15 protein-coding genes and 1 pseudogene are annotated in these 17,797 nt (G+C 67.9%); 6 read left to right on the top strand and 10 right to left on the bottom strand.

The window, feature by feature from the left end; genetic code table 11:
- The 3 genes and pseudogenes from MTR62_RS15720 to MTR62_RS15730 form a co-directional block, all read left to right on the top strand.
- Positions 1 to 514 (top strand): annotated as a pseudogene (locus MTR62_RS15720) (ABC transporter substrate-binding protein); the annotation flags it as partial.
- 109 nt (positions 515 to 623) lie between these two features.
- Positions 624 to 980 (top strand): DUF4112 domain-containing protein, encoded by a 357-nt coding sequence (locus tag MTR62_RS15725; RefSeq protein WP_407672694.1) that lies wholly within the window; start codon positions 624 to 626, stop codon positions 978 to 980.
- Positions 981 to 1,012: 32 nt separating this feature from the next.
- A complete protein-coding gene (locus MTR62_RS15730; RefSeq protein ID WP_244022648.1) occupies positions 1,013 to 1,252 on the top strand; it encodes a hypothetical protein in 240 nt (79 codons plus the stop codon).
- Positions 1,253 to 1,378: 126 nt separating this feature from the next.
- Here MTR62_RS15730 and arfB read toward each other — a convergent pair whose 3' ends face one another.
- Genes arfB through pabB form a run of 4 tightly spaced genes read right to left on the bottom strand, consistent with a single transcriptional unit; the run spans position 1,379 to position 5,463 of the window.
- Positions 1,379 to 1,798, bottom strand: a complete 420-nt coding sequence (arfB, locus tag MTR62_RS15735) for an alternative ribosome rescue aminoacyl-tRNA hydrolase ArfB (protein ID WP_244022650.1) — start codon at positions 1,796 to 1,798, stop codon at positions 1,379 to 1,381.
- A gap of 7 nt (positions 1,799 to 1,805) precedes the next feature.
- Positions 1,806 to 2,462: an RluA family pseudouridine synthase gene (locus MTR62_RS15740; RefSeq protein WP_244022653.1), complete on the bottom strand. Its 657-nt coding sequence runs from the start codon at positions 2,460 to 2,462 to the stop codon at positions 1,806 to 1,808.
- Positions 2,459 to 3,577: a pyridoxal phosphate-dependent aminotransferase gene (locus MTR62_RS15745; protein ID WP_244022677.1), complete on the bottom strand. Its 1,119-nt coding sequence runs from the start codon at positions 3,575 to 3,577 to the stop codon at positions 2,459 to 2,461. The genes MTR62_RS15740 and MTR62_RS15745 overlap by 4 nt, the downstream gene beginning before the upstream one ends.
- A 53-nt stretch (positions 3,578 to 3,630) precedes the next feature.
- Positions 3,631 to 5,463 (bottom strand): aminodeoxychorismate synthase component I, encoded by a 1,833-nt coding sequence (pabB, locus tag MTR62_RS15750; RefSeq protein ID WP_244022655.1) that lies wholly within the window; start codon positions 5,461 to 5,463, stop codon positions 3,631 to 3,633.
- 136 nt (positions 5,464 to 5,599) lie between these two features.
- On the opposite strand from pabB, the gene MTR62_RS15755 reads away from it, so the two are divergent.
- Positions 5,600 to 7,198: a helicase HerA-like domain-containing protein gene (locus tag MTR62_RS15755; RefSeq protein WP_244022657.1), complete on the top strand. Its 1,599-nt coding sequence runs from the start codon at positions 5,600 to 5,602 to the stop codon at positions 7,196 to 7,198.
- A 563-nt stretch (positions 7,199 to 7,761) separates the two neighbouring features.
- On the opposite strand, the gene MTR62_RS15760 is transcribed toward MTR62_RS15755, so the two are convergent.
- The 5 genes from MTR62_RS15760 to MTR62_RS15780 all read right to left on the bottom strand — a co-directional run bounded on the left by MTR62_RS15760 (position 7,762) and on the right by MTR62_RS15780 (position 13,411).
- Entirely contained in the window at positions 7,762 to 9,186 is a 1,425-nt protein-coding gene (locus MTR62_RS15760) for an ATP-binding protein (protein WP_244022659.1), read from the bottom strand.
- Positions 9,183 to 9,917 (bottom strand): response regulator, encoded by a 735-nt coding sequence (locus MTR62_RS15765; protein WP_244022661.1) that lies wholly within the window; start codon positions 9,915 to 9,917, stop codon positions 9,183 to 9,185. Before MTR62_RS15765 ends, MTR62_RS15760 begins: the two co-directional genes overlap by 4 nt.
- A 28-nt stretch (positions 9,918 to 9,945) precedes the next feature.
- Positions 9,946 to 10,872 carry an EF-hand domain-containing protein gene (locus tag MTR62_RS15770; protein ID WP_244022663.1) on the bottom strand — a complete coding sequence of 309 codons (927 nt, stop codon included), beginning with the start codon at positions 10,870 to 10,872 and terminating at the stop codon, positions 9,946 to 9,948.
- A gap of 275 nt (positions 10,873 to 11,147) precedes the next feature.
- Complete coding sequence (locus MTR62_RS15775; protein WP_244022665.1) at positions 11,148 to 11,555, bottom strand: cupin domain-containing protein; 408 nt, start codon at positions 11,553 to 11,555, stop codon at positions 11,148 to 11,150.
- 35 nt (positions 11,556 to 11,590) lie between these two features.
- Complete coding sequence (locus tag MTR62_RS15780) at positions 11,591 to 13,411, bottom strand: aminopeptidase P family protein (protein ID WP_244022668.1); 1,821 nt, start codon at positions 13,409 to 13,411, stop codon at positions 11,591 to 11,593.
- Between the two features lie 51 nt (positions 13,412 to 13,462).
- Between MTR62_RS15780 and MTR62_RS15785 the strand changes: the two genes are divergently transcribed.
- Positions 13,463 to 15,562: a S9 family peptidase gene (locus MTR62_RS15785; protein ID WP_244022670.1), complete on the top strand. Its 2,100-nt coding sequence runs from the start codon at positions 13,463 to 13,465 to the stop codon at positions 15,560 to 15,562.
- Positions 15,559 to 15,972, top strand: a complete 414-nt coding sequence (locus tag MTR62_RS15790) for an acyl-CoA thioesterase (protein ID WP_244022672.1) — start codon at positions 15,559 to 15,561, stop codon at positions 15,970 to 15,972. Before MTR62_RS15785 ends, MTR62_RS15790 begins: the two co-directional genes overlap by 4 nt.
- 10 nt (positions 15,973 to 15,982) lie before the next feature.
- Here the strand turns inward: MTR62_RS15790 and MTR62_RS15795 are convergent, their stop codons facing one another.
- On the bottom strand, positions 15,983 to 17,692 hold the full coding sequence (locus MTR62_RS15795) for a sensor domain-containing diguanylate cyclase (RefSeq protein ID WP_244022674.1): 1,710 nt from the start codon (positions 17,690 to 17,692) through the stop codon (positions 15,983 to 15,985).
- Between the last annotated feature and the right edge of the window lie 105 nt (positions 17,693 to 17,797).

Consider the following 17,797-nt stretch of genomic DNA (forward strand, 5'->3'; position numbering starts at 1 on the left):
CAAGGCCGCGCCGGGGCGTGGCGACAAAGGCACGGGCGGTGCCGGAAAGGGCGCCCCGCCGCGCCCGCTCGACAACGCGCCCGAACTCACCCTCTGGCTGCCTTCGGGCGATGGCGCGAACATCCTCTTCGCGCGGCTCTCGGCCGATTTTGCCGCGGTCAGCATCCGCCTCCAGCGCGCGACAGACCGCGCCGACGCCGACCTCGTGCTGATGGACGAGGTGGCCCGCTACCCGCGTGCGGGGTGGTTCCTCAACCGGTTGTCGTGCGCGGCGAAGCAGGGGCTGTGTTCGGCGGAGGCCGATGCCCGCGTCGCCGAAGCCGCCAGCGCGCCCACCGCGCAGGAGCGCGCCGCATTGCTGTCCGAAGCCGAGGCGGAACTCACCGCCGCAAACGTGTTTATTCCCTTCGGCTCGCCCATCCGCTGGTCGCTCGTGCGCGGCAGTGTCGATGGCTTTGCCACCAACAGCTGGGGCTGGCACCCCTTGATGCCGCTGTCCTGGCTGCCCAAGTAAAAGGGGGCGGGCGGCGGTGCGCCCGGACGCGAAAGGCGAAATGGACGTGGCGACAGGACAGGGCTTTGCCCGGCGTACCGAGAGGGATTTTCCCACCGGCAACGACCCGATGGCGATTCGCCGCCGGATCGAGGCTCTCGAATTCGTGCTCGAACGCGCCGTCAGCCTGCCGGGGATCAAGCGCAAGGTCGGGCTCGACGCGATCCTCGGGCTGGTTCCGGTGGCGGGCGATCTGATCTCGGCCGCGATGGGCCTCTATATCGTGTGGGAGGCGCGCAATCTGGGTATGCCCAAGTGGCAACTGGCGCGCATGAGCGCGAACGTCGGGTTCGACACGCTGCTCGGCGCGGTGCCGGTGGCGGGCGACCTGTTCGATTTCCTCTACCGCTCGAACAGCCGCAACCTAACGATCATCCGCAAGCATCTCGACAAGCACCACCCGCACACCCGGATCATCGAAGGGTGAACGGTTCGCGGCGGTATCGGGCGTGGGCCGGTGTGCTTCCGCTTGCGGCGCTGGCCCTGCTTCTGGCGGGGTGCGGCAAGGCGGACAGCGATCCGGGGCCGGGCGGGGTGACGATGGGCGAGGCGCGCGCGCTCGACAGGGCTGCGGCCATGCTCGATGCGCGGCGCCCTCCGGCAGCGGCGCTGGAACCGTCGGGGCAGCGGCTCGCGCCACAGGATGCGTCTGCGCCTGAGGCAACGGCGGCGGCGGTACGCAGCCCGACCGTGCGCTAGAGCATTTTCCAGTCAGGTGGAATCACCTGACGATTGAGAAAGTGCGTTAAAACAAAGGTCTAGAGCGGTCTATCCGATGCAATCGGATCGAAAACCGCTCCAAGGCGCGCTGCCTTGGGGGAACTTTCAGTCGTTCGGGCTGATCCTGCCGCGCCCGGCCTTGACCGCGCTGCGGATTTTCTTGCCCTTGAGCCGCTGCACCTTGCCGACCCGGTTGAGCCGGCTCTTGGCGCGCTTTTCAGGCAAATCGTGCGCCTTGGCGATGAGCTGGGCCATGCGTTCGCGCGCATCGGCGCGGTTGGCCTCCTGAGTGCGGAACTGGCGCGCGGTGAGGACCAGTTCGCCGCTGGCGGTCAGCCGCGTTCCGGCGAGTTCCCTGAAGCGCTGGAACACCGCCGGCGCAAGCCGCAGGGCATAGACGTTGAGGCGCAGCTGGACCGCAGTTGCCACCTTGTTGACGTTCTGGCCGCCGGGCCCCGAGGCGGCGATGAAGCTTTCGCTGCAGGCGGCCTGCGCGCGCTCGATGGCCCGGTCCGCCTCGCTCATTGGGCGCTCATTCGAGTTCGGTGAAGCCGAGCGCGCGGAAATCCGCAGGCAGCGGGCTCACCGCAAGGATCGGCTCCTTCTCGCCGCGCGGGACGGTGAGGCCAGCGGCGTGGAGCATCGTGCGCGGCGCGCCCTTCTTGCTGCCGTAAATCGGATCGCCGAGCAGGGCGAAGCCGAGCCCGGAAGCGGCGTGGACGCGGATCTGGTGGGTGCGCCCGGTCTCGGGGCGGAACTCGACGAGCGCGCGCCCATCGATGGTGGCCAGCGTGCGCCAGTGGGTGACCGAGGGCTTGCCCTTGCGCGCCGGGATCATGCGCCAGCCGGTCTTGGCGGTGCTGACCTTGGAGAGCGAGAGCGCGATCGTCCCTTCGGTTTCGGCGGGCACGCCATCGACGATGCCCAGGTACCGCTTTTCGACCACGTGTTCCTCGAAAGCGTGTGAAAAGCGCTTGAGCGCCTTGGGGTTGCGCGCCAGCAGCAGGCAGCCCGAGGTATCCTGGTCGAGCCGGTGGACGGGCCAGGGCTCGCGCTGGAAGCCGAGCTTGAGGTCGACAAGGTAGTCTTCGAGGCAGGCACCGCCCGCGCGCGGGCGGTCGATCGGCAAGCCGCCGGGCTTGTCGATGACGAGCGCTTCGGCGTCTTCAAAGAGGATCGGGATATTCATCCGGCAAGGGCCTTTGCAATGCGGCGAAGCGCCTCGTCGAGCTGGGCCTCATCGGCGGCGAAACTGATCCGGAAACCGTTTCGCCCGCCAAAGGCCGAAGCTGGAACGATGGCGACGCCATGTTCGAGAAGGTGAAGGGCAAGCGCGGTGTCGTCGCCGAAGCGGTCCATCAGCGGGCTTGCACCGATCATGCAGTAGAACGCGCCGTCGGGCACCGGGGTCGACAGGCCGGGGATCGCGTTGATCGCGCGCACCACCTGGTCGCGCCGGGCGCGAAAGCGCGTGCACCAGTCGACGAGAAAGTCCTGCGGCCCCTCGAGCGCGGCCACCGCAGCGGCCTGGCTGATCGAGCAGGGGTTGCCCGAGGAATGCGACTGGAGCCGTTCCATCGCGCGGATGAGCCATTCGGGCCCCGCCGCGAGGCCGATGCGAAACCCGGTCATCGCGTGGCTTTTCGACACGCCCGAGACGGTCAGGATACGGTCGGCGAGATCGGGGCACAGCGCGGCGAGCGTAACATGGGGCGCGCCCGTGTAGTTGATCGGGGCGTAGATATCGTCCGAGAGCACGAGCACGCGCGGATGGCGGCGCAGCACCTCGCCGATGCCGCGCAGCGTGGCTTCGGGGTAGCAGGCGCCGGTCGGGTTGCCGGGCGAATTGAGCATGACCCACTGCGTGCGCGGGCCGATCTGCGCCTCCAGGTCTGCGGGCGAAAAGCGGAAGTTGTCCTTGGCGTAGGTCGTCAGCGGGACCACCTTGCCGCCCGCGAAGCGCACGATCTCAGGGTAGCTGACCCACCAGGGCGAGGGGATGATGACCTCGTCGCCCTCGCTCACGGTGGCGAGCATGGCGTGGAAGATCGCCTGCTTGCCCCCGGCGCTGACGGTGACCTGCGAGGGGGGCACGGTGATCCTGAGGTCGCGCGCGAAGTGGAGCGCGGCCGCGCGCTTGAGCTGCGAGGTGCCGCCGACCGGGGTGTAGCGCGTCTGGCCCGCGTCGAGCGCGGCCTTGGCGGCGGCGATGACGTGCGCGGGCGTTGCGAAATCGGGCTCGCCGACCGAGAGCGAGATGATGTCGCGCCCTTCTTCGCGCAGCTGGATTGCGCGGTCGGTCATGGCGGTGGTCTGCGAAGGCGCGATGCGCGCCAGCGCGGCGGAAAGATGCGGTGTCACGTGGTCAGGAGCTTTGCAGGAAGGAGGCCGCGAACGGCGTTGCCGACAAGGAACCCGTCGGCGAGATCGGCAAGGGTGAGCTCGGCTTCACGGGCCTGTCCGGCCTCGATCAGCGAGCGGCGCAGGACGCCCGGCAGCAGGCCGAGCCCGGCGGCGGGGGTGAGCAGCGCGCCGTCGCGCTCGACGAAGAGATTGGTGAAGCTGCCTTCGGTGACCAGCCCATCGTCGCGCAGGAACAGCGCCTCGTGCGCACCGGCCGAGCGGGCGAGCGCGAGGCCCGCCTCGTAGAAGCCGCGATCGCTCGTCTTGTGGGCGAGGCGCCAGTCCGAACTGTCGACCGGTAGAGGCATCGCAGCGAGCGTCAGCGGCCCCGCGATCGCCTCGGGCAACGGTGCGAGTTCGAGCGCGTAAGCCCCGCTGCGCGCGACGACCAGGCGCAGCTTGGCGGGGGCATCGGCATCGAAGCACAGCGCCTGGATGGCGTTGCGCACCGCGTGGCGATCAAAGCTGAAGCCCAGCTCGGCCGCGCTGGCCTTGATGCGTTCGAGGTGGAGTTCGAGCAGGGGAATGCCGTCGTCGGGCGTAAAGCGCATCGTCTCGATCAGATCGAAGCGCGCGGGCGATGCTGCCTGCTGCGCTGTCTGCGTACCCGAACCTCGCACGAAACCCCCTTTGACCAGACATTCCCGCCATTCGGGAAGCGCTTGCGAATCCGCGACCACCGCCGAGCCGACGCCCAGCGTCGCCCGTCCGCAGTGCGCGCCGGCGCCACCATCCTCGGGAACCAGCCGCAGGGTGCGGATTGCCACATTAAACACGCTATCGCCAGTGGGTTCGATGTATCCGATCGACCCGCAATAGAGCCCGCGCGGCGCCGCTTCGACCTCCTCGATCAGTTCCATCGCACGGATCTTGGGCGCGCCGGTGATCGAGCCGCAGGGAAACAGCGCGCGCAGCAGGTCGACCGCGGTCCTGCCTTTGGCGAGCAGCGCCTCGATCGAGGAGACCATCTGGTGGACGGTGGGGTAGCTTTCGATCGCGAAGGGGTGCGCGACCTGCACGCTGCCCGGCTCGGCCACGCGCGAGAGGTCGTTGCGCATGAGATCGAGGATCATCAGGTTTTCAGCCCGGTCCTTGATCGAGGCGGAAAGCTCGGTGCGCAGCGCTGCATCCTCGGCCGCGTCGCGCCCGCGCGGGCGGGTGCCCTTCATCGGGCGGGCGTGGACGGTTCCCCGCTCGATCGCGAAGAACAGCTCGGGCGAGAAGCTGAGGTGCCAGTGCGCACCGTCGAACACCACGCCGCCATGACCGGCTCGCGCGGCGGGGCGCAGCGCGGCGTAGAGCGCGAGCGGATCACCCTGCCAGGGCCCGGCGAGCGGCATCGTGAGATTGGCCTGGTAGATGTCGCCGGCGTGGATCGCGGCGTGCAGCCGATCGAAGGCGCGGGTGTATTGGCCAAGGCTGATCTGCGGGGTGAGCGGCCCGATCGAGGGCGGCGTTGGCGCGCTGGCATGGCGTGAGAGCCACAGGGGAACCGCTTCGGCCGCGATCGTCTCGTAGCGGGTAAAGGCGCCGAACCACAACAGCGGCCCAGGAGCCTCGTCGCCGAGCAGGGGGGCCAGCCGGGGTTCGAGCGCGAGGCCGGCCTCATAGGCGAGGTAGCCGGCAAGGTGGAGCCCTTCGCGGCTCAGCGCCTCGATCCGGGCCAGGGCGGCGGGGATGTCCTGCGGGGCGCGCGCGCGCACGATCTCCACCGGATCGCGGTAGAGACGCGCGTCGGCGGCATCGCGCGATCGGGCATCGTCAAGAAGGATGAATGGTTCGGTCATCGGTGTATCGCCATGCCCCTTAGCGTTCTCTCCCGCAGCTGGCAAAAACACTCTCGCCCCCCGCCCGCAAGCCCTCTATCACCGATTGGGCACGTGATCGTGCAAGCCGACAAGCGAAAAGGACAGCACGACCGCGATGAGCGCACTCTACATCGGCCTTGGCGCCGACGGCGAACGGCAGAACCTGCTGCTGGGACGGGCCAACCGCCACGGACTGATCGCCGGGGCGACAGGGACGGGCAAGACCGTGACGCTCCAGACCCTGGCCGAGCAGTTTTCCGCGCAGGGCGTGCCGGTGTTTCTGTCCGACGTCAAAGGCGATCTGTCGGGCATTTCGATGGCCGGCAGCCCGACCTACAAGCACGCCGACAAGCTGGAGGCGCGGGCGAGGGAAATCGGTATCGAGGACTACGCCTACGCCGACAATCCAGCGGTGTTCTGGGATATCTACGGCGAGCAGGGCCACCCGATCCGCACCACCATCTCGGAAATGGGGCCATTGCTGCTGGCGCGGCTGATGGACCTCAACGAGACGCAGGAAGGCGTGCTCAACATCGTCTTTCGCTTTGCCGACGAACAGGGCCTGCTGCTGCTCGATCTCGCCGACCTGCAATCCATGCTGGCCTTCACCGCGCAGAACGCCTCGGAGCTTTCGGCCAAGTACGGCAATGTCTCCAAGGCCAGCGTGGGCGCGATCCAGCGCCAGCTGCTGACGCTCGAGAGCCAGGGCGCGGCGCGTTTCTTCGGCGAGCCCGCGCTCGAGATCGAGGATTTCCTCAAGTGCGACGAGAACGGGCGTGGCCTCGTCAACATCCTCGCCGCCGATCGCCTGATGCGCAGCCCCAAGCTCTACGCCACCTTCCTGCTCTGGCTGCTGTCCGAACTGTTCGAGGCGCTTCCCGAAGTCGGCGATCCCGAAAAGCCCCGACTGGTGTTCTTCTTCGACGAGGCGCACCTGCTGTTCGACGATGCGCCCAAGGCGCTGCTCGACACGGTCGAGACGGTGGTGCGCCTGATCCGCTCGAAGGGGGTGGGCGTCTTCTTCGTGACGCAGAACCCGGTCGATATTCCCGAAGCGATCGCCGGGCAGCTGGGCAACCGCGTCCAGCACGCACTGCGCGCCTTCACCGTGCGCGACAAGAAGGCGATCAAGGCGGCCGCCGAGACCTTCCGCATCAACCCCGATCTCGACGTCGAGGCGGCGATCACCGAGCTCAAGGTGGGCGAGGCGCTGGTCTCCACGCTCGATCCCGATGGCGCGCCCACGATCGTCCAGCGCACGCTGGTTGCGCCGCCACGCTCGCGGCTGGGGCCGGTCTCGGACAAGGAGCGCGCGGTGATTCAGTCGATCAGCCCGTTCACCGGCAAGTACGATACCGCGGTGAACCGCGAAAGCGCCGAGGAAGTGCTCGCCGCCAAGGCCGCCGATGCCGCCGCGACCGCTGAGGAAGTGGCGCAGAACGGCGAGGACGAAGTGCGCAAGCGCGAGAGGCGCAGCCCGAGCCTGTGGGATGGTCTGGGCGGCAAGGTCGCCAAGGCAGCCGCGGGGGCGGCGGCCTCGAGCGCGGGGGCGATCCTGGCGCAGAAGATCCAGGGCAAGACCAGCCGCGCCAATCCCGGCGCCTCGGCCGCGAGCGCGGCGGCGGGCACGATTGGCAGCGCGCTCGAAAAGGCGATCGGGATTCCGGGGATCGGCCGCTTCGCGCGCAATCTGATCGGCGGGTTGATGCGCTAGTGGTTCGATTCTGACATTTGATACCCTATCGGATAGGGCGCGCTCAAATGTCAGAATCTCTTCGAACCACTAGCATTCATTTGATTCTAGTGGATTTTACGATTTTGACATTTGCAGGCCCATCCCATCCGCCAGGGGATGCAAATGTCAAAATCAATCCACTAGAGCGGTTTTCGATCGGATTGCATCGGATCGACCGCCCTAGCCTTTTGTTTTAACGCATTTTCTGAACCGTCAGGTGATTCCAGCTGACTGGAAAATGCTCTGGGGGCGCTCCCTTTCAGGCAAAAAGGCAGGAAAGGGGGGGCAATCCGAGGGCTACCGCCCTCGGGCTCGCTGAACTGTCCGCTGTACCTTTCGCCTGCTGCGGGAGCGGCGCCNGCTGACTGGAAAATGCTCTGGGGGCGCTCCCTTTCAGGCAAAAAGGCAGGAAAGGGGGGGCAATCCGAGGGCTACCGCCCTCGGGCTCGCTGAACTGTCCGCTGTACCTTTCGCCTGCTGCGGGAGCGGCGCCCGGTCAGGTGGACAGGGGCGGGGCCAAGGGGGGAACCCCTTGAGGCCGATCAGCCCAGAGGGATCGTCAGCGTCGCGCGCAGGCCCACCACCGCGCCGGTCGCGGCTTCGTGGCGGTTGGTCAGCACGAGCGCGCCGCCGTGCTGGTCGGCGATGGCACGGGCGAGGGCAAGGCCGAGCCCCGCGCCGCCGGTTGCCGAATTGCGCGAGGGGTCGCCGCGGGTGAAGGGGTTCATCATCGATTCGATGGCGTCCTCGGGAATGCCCGGACCTTCGTCGTCGATCACGATCACCGCCGATCCGTCCACGCGTTCGAGCGACACTCGCGCGCGTTCACCGTAGCGCAGCGCGTTGCCGATGAGGTTGCGCAGCGCGCGGCGCAGCCAGGTCGGCCGAAGTTCGAGCGCCATGCGGCGGGTTTCGCCCAGTTCCACAGGCTCGCCCATGTCCTCGTATTCCTCGACCACCGAGACCACGAGTGCGGAGAGTTCGGTGCGTTCGAGCGGGTCGCTGGGGCGGCCGACGCGGGCGAGCGAGAGGATGTCGTCGAGCGTGCGCACGATGTCCTCGATCGTCATCGCCATGCGCTTGCGCTCGTGCTCGTCCTCGACCGATTCGATGCGCACGCGCAGCGCGGCCAGCGGGGTCTTGAGGTCGTGCCCGATCGCGCCGAGCATCACGTCCTTTTCGTCGAGCAGGTCGGCGATGCGCGTTTCCATGGCGTTGTGCGCCAGGATCAGGCGGCGCACATCGTCGGGCCCGGTGGGCTCGAGCTGCCCGGCCAGGTCGCGGGTGACCGAGAATTCCTCGACGCGCTGGGTCAGCGCGGCGAGCGGGCGGCTCATCCGGCGCAGGATCACCGCCACCGCTCCGACCAGCACGGCGTAGATCACCAGCGTCTGCACGATCAGCGGGAACAGCAGGATGTTCATCGCCCGCGGGGTGCGCACGCGCGAGACCAGCCACTGCTGGCTGCCCTCGAGCCGGACACCGACCACCAGCAGGTGGTCGCTCAGCTGTTCGCGCAGCACCTCGGGCGGCGTGGCATGGTCATGGCCGTGCTCGATCATCCGTTCGCGCGCGGGGCGGTCCTGGTTGACGACACGGTGGACCACCACGATCTGCGCGACGTCGAGCGACTGGTCGGCAAGGATCTTGGCGAGCTTTTCCTCGGCGTGGGTGTCGCGCGGTTCGCCCTTGGCGAGCGGAGAGGCATCGCTGCGTTCGAGTGGGAAGCCGCGCATCGGCGGGCCGCCGAAGGGGGCGCCTTCGGGCTTTTCGCGCGGGCGCATCGCCTCGCGCCCGCGGGTCTCGACGAGCAGGCGGAACGCGGCCGCGTTGAGCATGCCGGTCTCATAGCTTTCGCGCTGGGCGCTGTAGATGAGAAAGGCGCTGAGCGTCTGGACGAGGAGGAGGGCAACCGCGACGGCCAGCAGCATCTGGCCCATCAGGCTGCGCGGGAGGAGCGCTTTCATTCGTCGTCCAGGACCACGCGCTTGACGTCGGCGGCGAGCATGTAACCCCCGCCCCAGACCGTCTGGATGAGCTGCGGATTGCGGCTGTCGACCTCGATCTTGCGGCGCAGGCGCGAGACCTGATTGTCGACCGCGCGGTCGAACAGGTGCGCCTCGCGGCCCTGCACCATGTCGAGCAGGCGGTCGCGGTCGAGCACCTGGCGCGGGTGTTCGAGGAAGGCCATCAGCAGGCGGAATTCGACGGAGGAGATCGCCACTACCGCGCCTTCGGCATCGGTCAGGCGGCGCTTGAGCGGATCGAGTTTCCAGCTTTCGAAGACGAAGGCTTCGTTTTCCGGCGCGGGCTGGGCGCCCCGGCTGGCGCGGCGCAGCACCGAGCGGATGCGCGCGACCAGTTCGCGCGGTTCGAAGGGTTTGACGACATAGTCGTCCGCGCCGATCTCGAGCCCGACGATGCGGTCGGTGGCCTCGCCGCGCGCGGTGAGGAAGATCACCGGCACGTCCTGCGCCTCGACCAGATGGCGGCAGAAGGAGAGCCCGTCTTCGCCCGGCATCATGATGTCGAGCAGGACGAGGTCGGGCTTTTCGTCGCGCAGGATCGAACGCGCCTCGGCGGCGCTGCTGGCCTGCGTGACGGCAAACCCCTGGCGCGAGAGGTAATCGCCCAGGGGTTCACGAAGAGCCGCCTCGTCGTCGACGAGAAGCAGGCGGATCGGCGCGGTATCGTTCATAGCAGTCCTTTGTCCCCGCGCCGGGCCGTCAGTTGGCGGTCGGGCGGTTGGCAGGGGCCTTGCGCTCGGCCTTCTTGGCCTCGAACTCGGCTTTCATCTTCTCATGCGCCGCCTTGCGCTCTTCGGGCGTGATCTGTCCATCCTTGTTGGCATCGATCGCGTCGAAGCGCTTCATGGCCGCGGCCATGGCTTCGGCCTTGGTCACCGAGCCGTCCTTGTTGGCATCGGCCATGGAAAGCATCATGCGCATCATGCCGGGGCCACCGGGGCCGCGATCGCCGCCATGTCCGGGGCCACGATCACCACCGCCGTGGCGACCGGGGCCATCCTTGCCGGGGCCATCCTTGCCAGCCATGCCCGGACCGCCGTGGCCTTCCCTGGACGGCCCGCACATCGGCGGATGATCGGGGCCATCGGGACCGCCCGCCATGTCGGGGCCGCCGTCAGCGGGCGGCGGAGCGTCCATCGCGTCACCCGGAGGCGGCGGGGGCGGCCCATCCATGCCGGGGCCACCATCACCGGGAGGAGGGCCATCCATGCCGGGACCGTCCATGCCGGGGCCACCCATGCCGGGGCCATCCATGCCGGGACCACCCATGCCGCAGCCGCGCATCGGCCCCTTGCCGTCCATCGGGTCCTTGGCGGCAAGGAATTCGGCCTTGGAAATCGTGCCGTCCTTGTTGGTGTCGAGCTCTTCGAACAGCTTGGTGCGCATTTCGGTACGGCGCGCTTCGCGATCGGCCTTGTCGATCTTGCCGTCCTTGTTGACGTCGAGCTTGTCGAACATCCTGGAAACCGCGTCCTGCATTTCGGCGCGGGTCACGGTGCCATCGCCATTAGCGTCCATGCCCGGACGCTTGGGCGCGTTGGCGGCGCCCTGGGCATAGGCGACGCCGCCCAGCGAAATGGCCGCGACCGTCAGGCCCAGCGTGATCTTTCTCATCGTGCTGTTCATTGGTAGTGTTCCTGTCTCTAGCGTCCCAAGTGCGACTGGCCAGGTCGAATGGCCAATTTTTCGAAAGGTTTGAAAGTCGCCAGGCCAGGGAGGGGGAAGAGGCCTCGCGACTTTCTGATGACCCTTCTAGCGGGGGCTTGTCGCGCAAGTTTGCCGTTCAGGGGCTATTTTGTACCCAATTGTCTCATCGGGCGCGGGATGTTCAGCCGGGTGAAAGCGAATGTCCCGTCGCGGCGGCCATGTCCCGTCCTGGTGCTCATGTCCCGTCCAGCTGCTCAGCCGCGCGCGCGGTGCTGGGTGCCGATCCCGGCGGTGACGAACAGCGCACTGGCCGCCGCGGGCACGTTGGCGGTGTGCCAGACCCCGGCGGGGTTGATGAGGCATTCGCCCGCGCGCAGTGTCTCGCTGTGGAGCGCGCCGTCGTCGTGCTCCTGGATCAGCGTGATCTCGCCTGCGGTGCAGACCACCAGTTCATCGCCATGCGGGTGCATTTCCCAGGCGTCCCAGTTCCCGGTGAAGTGGAACAGCGAGACCAGCCGCCCCTCGAATCCATCGCCGCCGGTGCGCGCGACATAGTCCGCGTACCAGGCCATGCCGCCGGTGAATTCGGGCTGGACGGATGCCGCCCCGCCGCGCCCGAGGTGGACAGGGTGGGTTTCCAGGGCGTGGACGAGGCGGGTCATGGCAGGTTCCTTTGCGGTTCAGGGCGTGCGCGCCGTCACAGCGGTGCGCACTGGGCCTCCAGCCAGGCCAAGGCCTCGCCTTCGAGCTGGGGGGCGATGAGCGTGCGGACGCGGGCGTGGTAGTCGTTCCACCAGGCGATCTCGCCCGGCGTCAGCAGTTCGCGGGCGACCAGGCGGCGCTCGATCGGCACGAACGTCAGCGTTTCAAAGCCGAGGAAATCCTGCGCCCCGCTCGCCACCGCGCGTTCGACCACGAGCACCAGGTTCTCGATCCGGATGCCGTACTGGCCCGCCTCGTAGTAGCCCGGTTCGTTGGACAGGATCATGCCCGGCAGCAGCACCTGCTCGGTGCCGGGCTGACCGCCGGTCGACTTGGCGATGCGCTGGGGGCCTTCGTGGACGGCAAGGAAGCTGCCCACGCCGTGCCCGGTGCCGTGCGCGTAGTCGAGCCCGGCCTGCCACAGCGCGTGGCGCGCCAGCACGTCGAGCTGGCTGCCTGCGGTGCCCCTGGGGAACAGCGCGGTGTCGAGCGCGATGTGGCCCTTGAGCACGCGGGTGAAGCGGTCCTTGACTTCGGCGCCGGGCGCGTCGGGGCCGATCCACACGGTGCGCGTGATGTCGGTGGTGCCGTTGGGGTACTGCCCGCCCGAATCGCACAGATAGACCGAGTTGGGCGCAAGCGTGCGGTTGCTGTCCTGGGTCACGCGATAATGCGGCAGCGCGGCGTGCGGCCCTGCGCCCGAGATCGTGTCGAACGAGGTGTCGCGCAGGTCGCCGCAGGCCTCGCGAAAGCCCAGCAGCCGGTCGACCGCGGACAGTTCGGTGATCGTGCCCGAGGGACCTTCGACGGCGAGCCAGTGGAGGAACCGGGAAACCGCCGCGCCGTCGCGTTCCTGGGCGTCGCGGTGGCCCTGCTGTTCGACCGGGTTCTTGATCGCCTTGGGCAGGACGACCGGATCGCGCTCTTCGACCACCTGCGCGCCCGCACGCGACAGCGTCTGCGCGATGGCCGCCACCGCGCTGTTGGGATCGAGCGCCACGCGGCGGCCGCCCAGCTCTTCGAGCCCGGCGACGAAATCGCCGCGCGGCCGGATCGAGACCGCGTTGCCCAGATGCTGGCGCAGGTCTGCGGTCACTTTCTCTTCGGCAAGGAACAGGTCGGCGGTGCCATCGGCGCGGGCGATGACGTAGGACAGCGCGACCGGGGTATGGACAACGTCCGAGCCACGGATATTGAGCAGCCAGGCGATCGAATCGAGCGCGGTGATGACGCAGGCGTCGAGCCCGCGCGCGCTCAGGCCCTCGGCAACCGCGGCGCGCTTCGCCTCGCTCGATTCGCCGGCCAGCGCGTCGGGGTGGACGAGCGCGGGCGCGGGGGAGGGGGCGGGCTGGTCCGGCCAGACGGCGTCGATCGGATTGCCCTCGACCGCGACGAGGCTGGCTCCCTTCGCGGCCAGCGCGCTTTCGGCCGCGCGGACCCAGTGCGCAGGGTGCAGCCAGGCGTCGTAGCCGATCACTGCGCCCGTGGGGACGTGTGCGCCCAGCCACTGCGCGGGTGAAGTCTGCGGCACGCTTTCGTAAGCATAGAAGCACGCATCGACCTGTTCGCGCACCTGGATCGTGTAGCGCCCGTCGGTGAACATCGCGGCGGCGGGTTCGCGCGCGGCATCGGTCAGCACGACGGCGGCGCCGGCCGATCCGGCAAAGCCGGTCAGCCATTCGAGCCGCTGGGCATAGGCGCCGACGTATTCGCTCATGTGTTCATCGCAGATCGGCACGACGAAGCCGTCGAGGCCGCGCGCCTTGAGTTCCTTGCGCAGGGCATCGAGGCGGGCCTCGTGGGTATTCATCAGCATGTTTTTTCCATCCGGCTTGCGGGAGTCATGGTGCGAACATAGATGCAGTGCATGGCAGATTCCACCCAGACCCCCGCACCCGCGCCCGCATCGTCCTTTGTTACGGCGCCTGTCGCGGTCAAGAAGCCGCATTCGTTCACGCACCACGGCATCACCGTGACCGACGATTACGCTTGGCTGCGCGACCCCGGCTATCCCGAGGTGACCGATGCCGAGGTGCTGGCGCATCTGGAGGAGGAGAACCGCTGGTTCGAGGCGCGCATGGCGCCGCACCAGGGCCGGATCGACGCGCTGTTCACCGAAATGCGCGGGCGTATCAAGGAAGCCGATACCTCGGTCCCGCAGAAGGATGGGGACTATCTCTACTGGATCGAGTTCGAAGAAGGCGCGGAATACAAGAAGTGGTGGCGCAGGCCCGTCGCAGGGGGCGCGGACGAGCTGATCCTCGACGAAGTGGCGCTGGCCGAGGGCAAGGAATACTTTCGCCTCGGCGCGATTTCGGTCAGCTCGGGCGGGCACCTGCTCGCCTACGCGATCGACGACAACGGTTCGGAACGCTTCACCGCGCGGATCAAGGACCTTGCCACCGGCGAGCATCTGCCGGACGAGATCCCCGGCACGCTGTCCTCGCTGGTGTGGGTCAAGAACGACACCGGCCTGGTCTACTCGCTGGCCAACGAGCAGTGGCGCACCGACAACGCGCGGCTGCACTGGCTGGGCCAGCCGCTGGAAAACGACGTCGAACTCTACCACGAGGATGACGAAGGCTTTCGCGTCGGCTCCTCGCTGTCCTCGAACGAAAAGTGGCTGGTGATCGGCACCAGCGATCACGAGACGAGCGAAGCGCGGCTGGTGCGCGCGGACGATCCGCTGGGCGAGCCGATTCTCGTCAAGCCGCGCGCCAAGGGTGTCGAGTACGACGTCGACGAGCGCGAGGGCGTGCTTTATATCCACACCAACGACACGCACGAGAATTTCCGCGTCGCCACCGCCCCGCTTGCGACACCGGGCGCATGGACCAGCCTGATCGAAGGTTCGGACGACTTCTACCTTACCGGGATCGACCTGTTCCGCGATTTCTACGTGATCGAGGGGCGCGAGCGCGGGCTCGACCGGATTTCGGTGCGCTACTACGACGATCCGGCGCGCATCGAGCCGATCGACTTTCCCGAGGCGAGCTACTCGGCAGGGCTGTCGAGCAACCCCGAATGGCACACCGATACGCTGCGCCTGTCCTACGAATCGATGGTCAAGCCCGCCTCGGTGATGGACTACGACGTCGCCGCGCGCACGCTCGAGACGCTCAAGGTCCAGGAAATCCCCTCGGGCTATGACGAGAGCCTCTACGCGACCGAGCGGCTTGAAATCGAAGCGCGCGACGGCACGCTGGTGCCGGTCTCGATCGTCTACCGCAAGGACCGCCAGGGCGCCGGGCCGCTGCACCTCTATGGCTATGGCGCTTATGGCATCGCGATCGATCCGGGTTTTTCGACCGCGCGGCTCAGCCTCGTCGATCGCGGTTTTGCCTATGCCATCGCGCATATCCGCGGCGGCGACGACATGGGCCGCGCCTGGTACAAGGCGGGCAAGCTGGAGCAGCGCACCAACACCTTCAACGACTTCGTCGATTGCGCAAAGGGGCTGATCGCGCGCGGGTTCACCCGCGCCGGGCAAATCTCGATCTCGGGCGGATCGGCGGGCGGCGAGCTGATGGGCGCGGTCATCAATTCCGATCCCGAGCTGTGGGGCGCGGTGGTGGCGCATGTCCCCTTCGTCGACGTGCTGAGCACCATGCTCGATGAAAGCCTGCCGCTGACGCCGGGCGAATGGCCCGAATGGGGCAACCCGATCACCGACAAGGCCGCGTTCGAGCTGATCGCGAGCTACAGCCCCTACGATCAGGTGCGCGCGCAGGCCTATCCCCCGCTGATGGTCACCGCCGGGCTCAACGACCCGCGCGTGACCTATTGGGAACCGGCCAAGTGGGTGGCGCGCCTGCGCGAGCTGAAGACCAACGGCAACGAACTGATCCTCAAGACCAACATGGGCGCTGGCCACGGCGGCAAGTCGGGCCGGTTCGAGAGCCTGAAGGAAACCGCCGAGGAATTCGCCTTTATCCTGTGGCAGCTGGGCATCGCGGACGTGGCATGACCGAGCCGTTCACCCGCACCTTCACCGCAGGCCCCGCGCACATTGACCAGCTTGGGCACGTCAACAACGCGGTGTGGGTGCAGTGGATGGAGGAAATCTCCGTTGCCCACTGGGAAGCGGTCGCCCCGGCCGAGCACCAGGCGGCCTATGTCTGGGTCGTGACCCGGCACGAGATCGATTATCGCGGCAACATCCGCGCGGGCGAAAGCGTGACCGCGCACACCTGGATTCCCGATGCGCCCAAGGCGGCGACGTTCGATCGCTGCGTCGAATTTCGCAACGCGGACGGCAAGGCGATCGTCAGGGCGCGCACGACCTGGGCGATCATCGATCAGGCGAGCGGGCGACTGGTGCGTATCCCGCCCGAGGTCGCCGCGCCCTTCCAGCGCGGGGCGGGCCAGGCGGGCTGAGCGCGCCCGTCTAGCCCGCCTGGCTGACCATCGGCAGCGCGATCGGCGCGAGCGCGGTGGCGCTATCGCCGCTGAAGCAGTCGCGCCCGTCGGCCTTGGACTTGTAGAGCAGGCGGTCGCACGCCGCGTAGAGGCTCGCGAAGTCGTGGCCGATGTGGTTGGCCGAGGCCTCCGAGATGATCCCCATGCTGGCGGTGACCAGCCGGTGGAGGCCCGGATAGCGCTTGGCGACACGACTGGGGATGGCCTGACGGCGACGCTCGGCCCGTTCGACGGTGTCGGGGCCGCGCAGCAGGAGCAGGAATTCCTCACCGCCCATGCGCACCGCGATGGTGTCGTCGTCGGGCATCAGCGCATCGGCCACCGCCTTGAGCACGGCATCGCCCGCCGCGTGGCCGTGGGTGTCGTTGACCCGCTTGAAGTGGTCGAGATCGAGGATCGCCATGGTGCGAAAACCCGATTCGTACAGCGTGTCGAATTCGTCCTCCAGCGTGCGGCGGTTGAGCAGGCCGGTCAGCGGATCGCGCTGCGCCAGGCTGGCGTGAAGGCGGGCCTTGGCCAGCGCGTCGTCGCGCTGGAGGCGGATGGTGAGCAGGCGGTCGGCGGCGCCCAGTGAGGTGACGATGACCTCGAAGGCGATCGCCAGGTTCTGTTCGAGCATGAGGCTGAGCGGCGCGTCGGTCAGCCCCAGGATCGATGCGATGCGCGAAAGGCCGAGCGCGGTCAGCGGCAGCCAGGCCACGATCTGGAACCACGCGGTGCGGCTGCCGCGCATCGCCGCAGAGGCGACGGCGAAGACCACCAGGACGATCACGGGAAGGAAGGCCAGGTAATAAAGCGGGGCGACGCTCGACAGGAACACCCCATCGGCGAACAGGTAGTAGGCTGACCAGAACAGGAACCAGGGGATCAGCGCTTCGAGCAGCAGCCGCTGGCGGCGGGTCAGCATTTCGGGCTCGATCAGGCCGATGAAGAAGCGCACCGTGGCCACGATGATTCCGGCCCAGCTGAGCGAGGAGGCAAGGCACAGCTGGTCCAGCGTGAGATGGGCGAAGCGGTTGATGATCCCGCTCGAGACCAGCGTCTGGACCAGCATCGCGGCGACATTGGCGCTGTGCCACAGGATGAAGCGCTGGCGCAGGATGCGGAAGAAGGCGAAGTTGAGGACGAGCGGCATCGCCATCAGCCCGCACAGCGCGGCGAGGATCAGCTGTTGGTCGGATACCCTCGCCTCGTCGGGCGGCGGGGCGATGATCGCGTCGGACAGCATGGCGGCGTGGCGCGCACCGCTGACCGCCAGGACGTAGGCCTGGGTCGGCGCCCCTCCTGCGAGGTGGGGCAGGGGCATGCGCATCTTCCACTGGGTGGTCGAAAAGGTGAGATCTTCAGGGGTGATCGTGCGCGTGGCCACGGCGCCATGCGCACCGATCGCGGTGATCGAGAGATGGCGAAACCGGGTCAGCCGGGTGGTGAGCACCGCGGTCGGTTCCTCGCTCCCGGCCGGGATGGCGATACGCACCAGGCTCTGGCGCCGTCCGTCGATCACCCAGTCGCGCGGCTGGCAGTTCCAGCCAGCGGCGTCGCGCGCGAGCGCGGCGACATCGCCCCCTTCGGGCGCGAGGCGATGGCAGCGGCTATCGGCGGGGAAGGAGGCGGCGGCGGCGGGAATCGCGATGAGGCCGACCAGCGCCAGCATCACGCAAGACAGGAATCGCCGCAAGCTCCCAAGCATCCCTGTCCCATGGGCCATGCCTTTCAAGATGAGGTTAATGGATGGGAAAAAAGGCACTCAGGGCGTGCCTCGTGGGCCTGATTGCAGGATGAG

The organism is Novosphingobium organovorum (genome assembly GCF_022832435.1).
In the GTDB taxonomy this organism is placed as follows: domain Bacteria; phylum Pseudomonadota; class Alphaproteobacteria; order Sphingomonadales; family Sphingomonadaceae; genus Novosphingobium; species Novosphingobium organovorum.

What these genes read in the sequence shown, in the direction of transcription:
- MTR62_RS15765 (WP_244022661.1), bottom strand. Translation starts at nt 9,917, where the DNA reads ATGAACGATACCGCGCCGATCCGCCTGCTTCTCGTCGACGACGAGGCG.
- pabB (WP_244022655.1), bottom strand. Translation starts at nt 5,463, where the DNA reads ATGACCGAACCATTCATCCTTCTTGACGATGCCCGATCGCGCGATGCC.
- MTR62_RS15725 (WP_407672694.1), top strand. Translation starts at nt 624, where the DNA reads ATGGCGATTCGCCGCCGGATCGAGGCTCTCGAATTCGTGCTCGAACGC.
- MTR62_RS15790 (WP_244022672.1), top strand. Translation starts at nt 15,559, where the DNA reads ATGACCGAGCCGTTCACCCGCACCTTCACCGCAGGCCCCGCGCACATT.
- MTR62_RS15745 (WP_244022677.1), bottom strand. Translation starts at nt 3,577, where the DNA reads ATGACCGACCGCGCAATCCAGCTGCGCGAAGAAGGGCGCGACATCATC.
- MTR62_RS15740 (WP_244022653.1), bottom strand. Translation starts at nt 2,462, where the DNA reads ATGAATATCCCGATCCTCTTTGAAGACGCCGAAGCGCTCGTCATCGAC.
- MTR62_RS15780 (WP_244022668.1), bottom strand. Translation starts at nt 13,411, where the DNA reads ATGCTGATGAATACCCACGAGGCCCGCCTCGATGCCCTGCGCAAGGAA.
- MTR62_RS15785 (WP_244022670.1), top strand. Translation starts at nt 13,463, where the DNA reads ATGGCAGATTCCACCCAGACCCCCGCACCCGCGCCCGCATCGTCCTTT.
- MTR62_RS15755 (WP_244022657.1), top strand. Translation starts at nt 5,600, where the DNA reads ATGAGCGCACTCTACATCGGCCTTGGCGCCGACGGCGAACGGCAGAAC.
- MTR62_RS15770 (WP_244022663.1), bottom strand. Translation starts at nt 10,872, where the DNA reads ATGAACAGCACGATGAGAAAGATCACGCTGGGCCTGACGGTCGCGGCC.
- arfB (WP_244022650.1), bottom strand. Translation starts at nt 1,798, where the DNA reads ATGAGCGAGGCGGACCGGGCCATCGAGCGCGCGCAGGCCGCCTGCAGC.
- MTR62_RS15760 (WP_244022659.1), bottom strand. Translation starts at nt 9,186, where the DNA reads ATGAAAGCGCTCCTCCCGCGCAGCCTGATGGGCCAGATGCTGCTGGCC.
- MTR62_RS15775 (WP_244022665.1), bottom strand. Translation starts at nt 11,555, where the DNA reads ATGACCCGCCTCGTCCACGCCCTGGAAACCCACCCTGTCCACCTCGGG.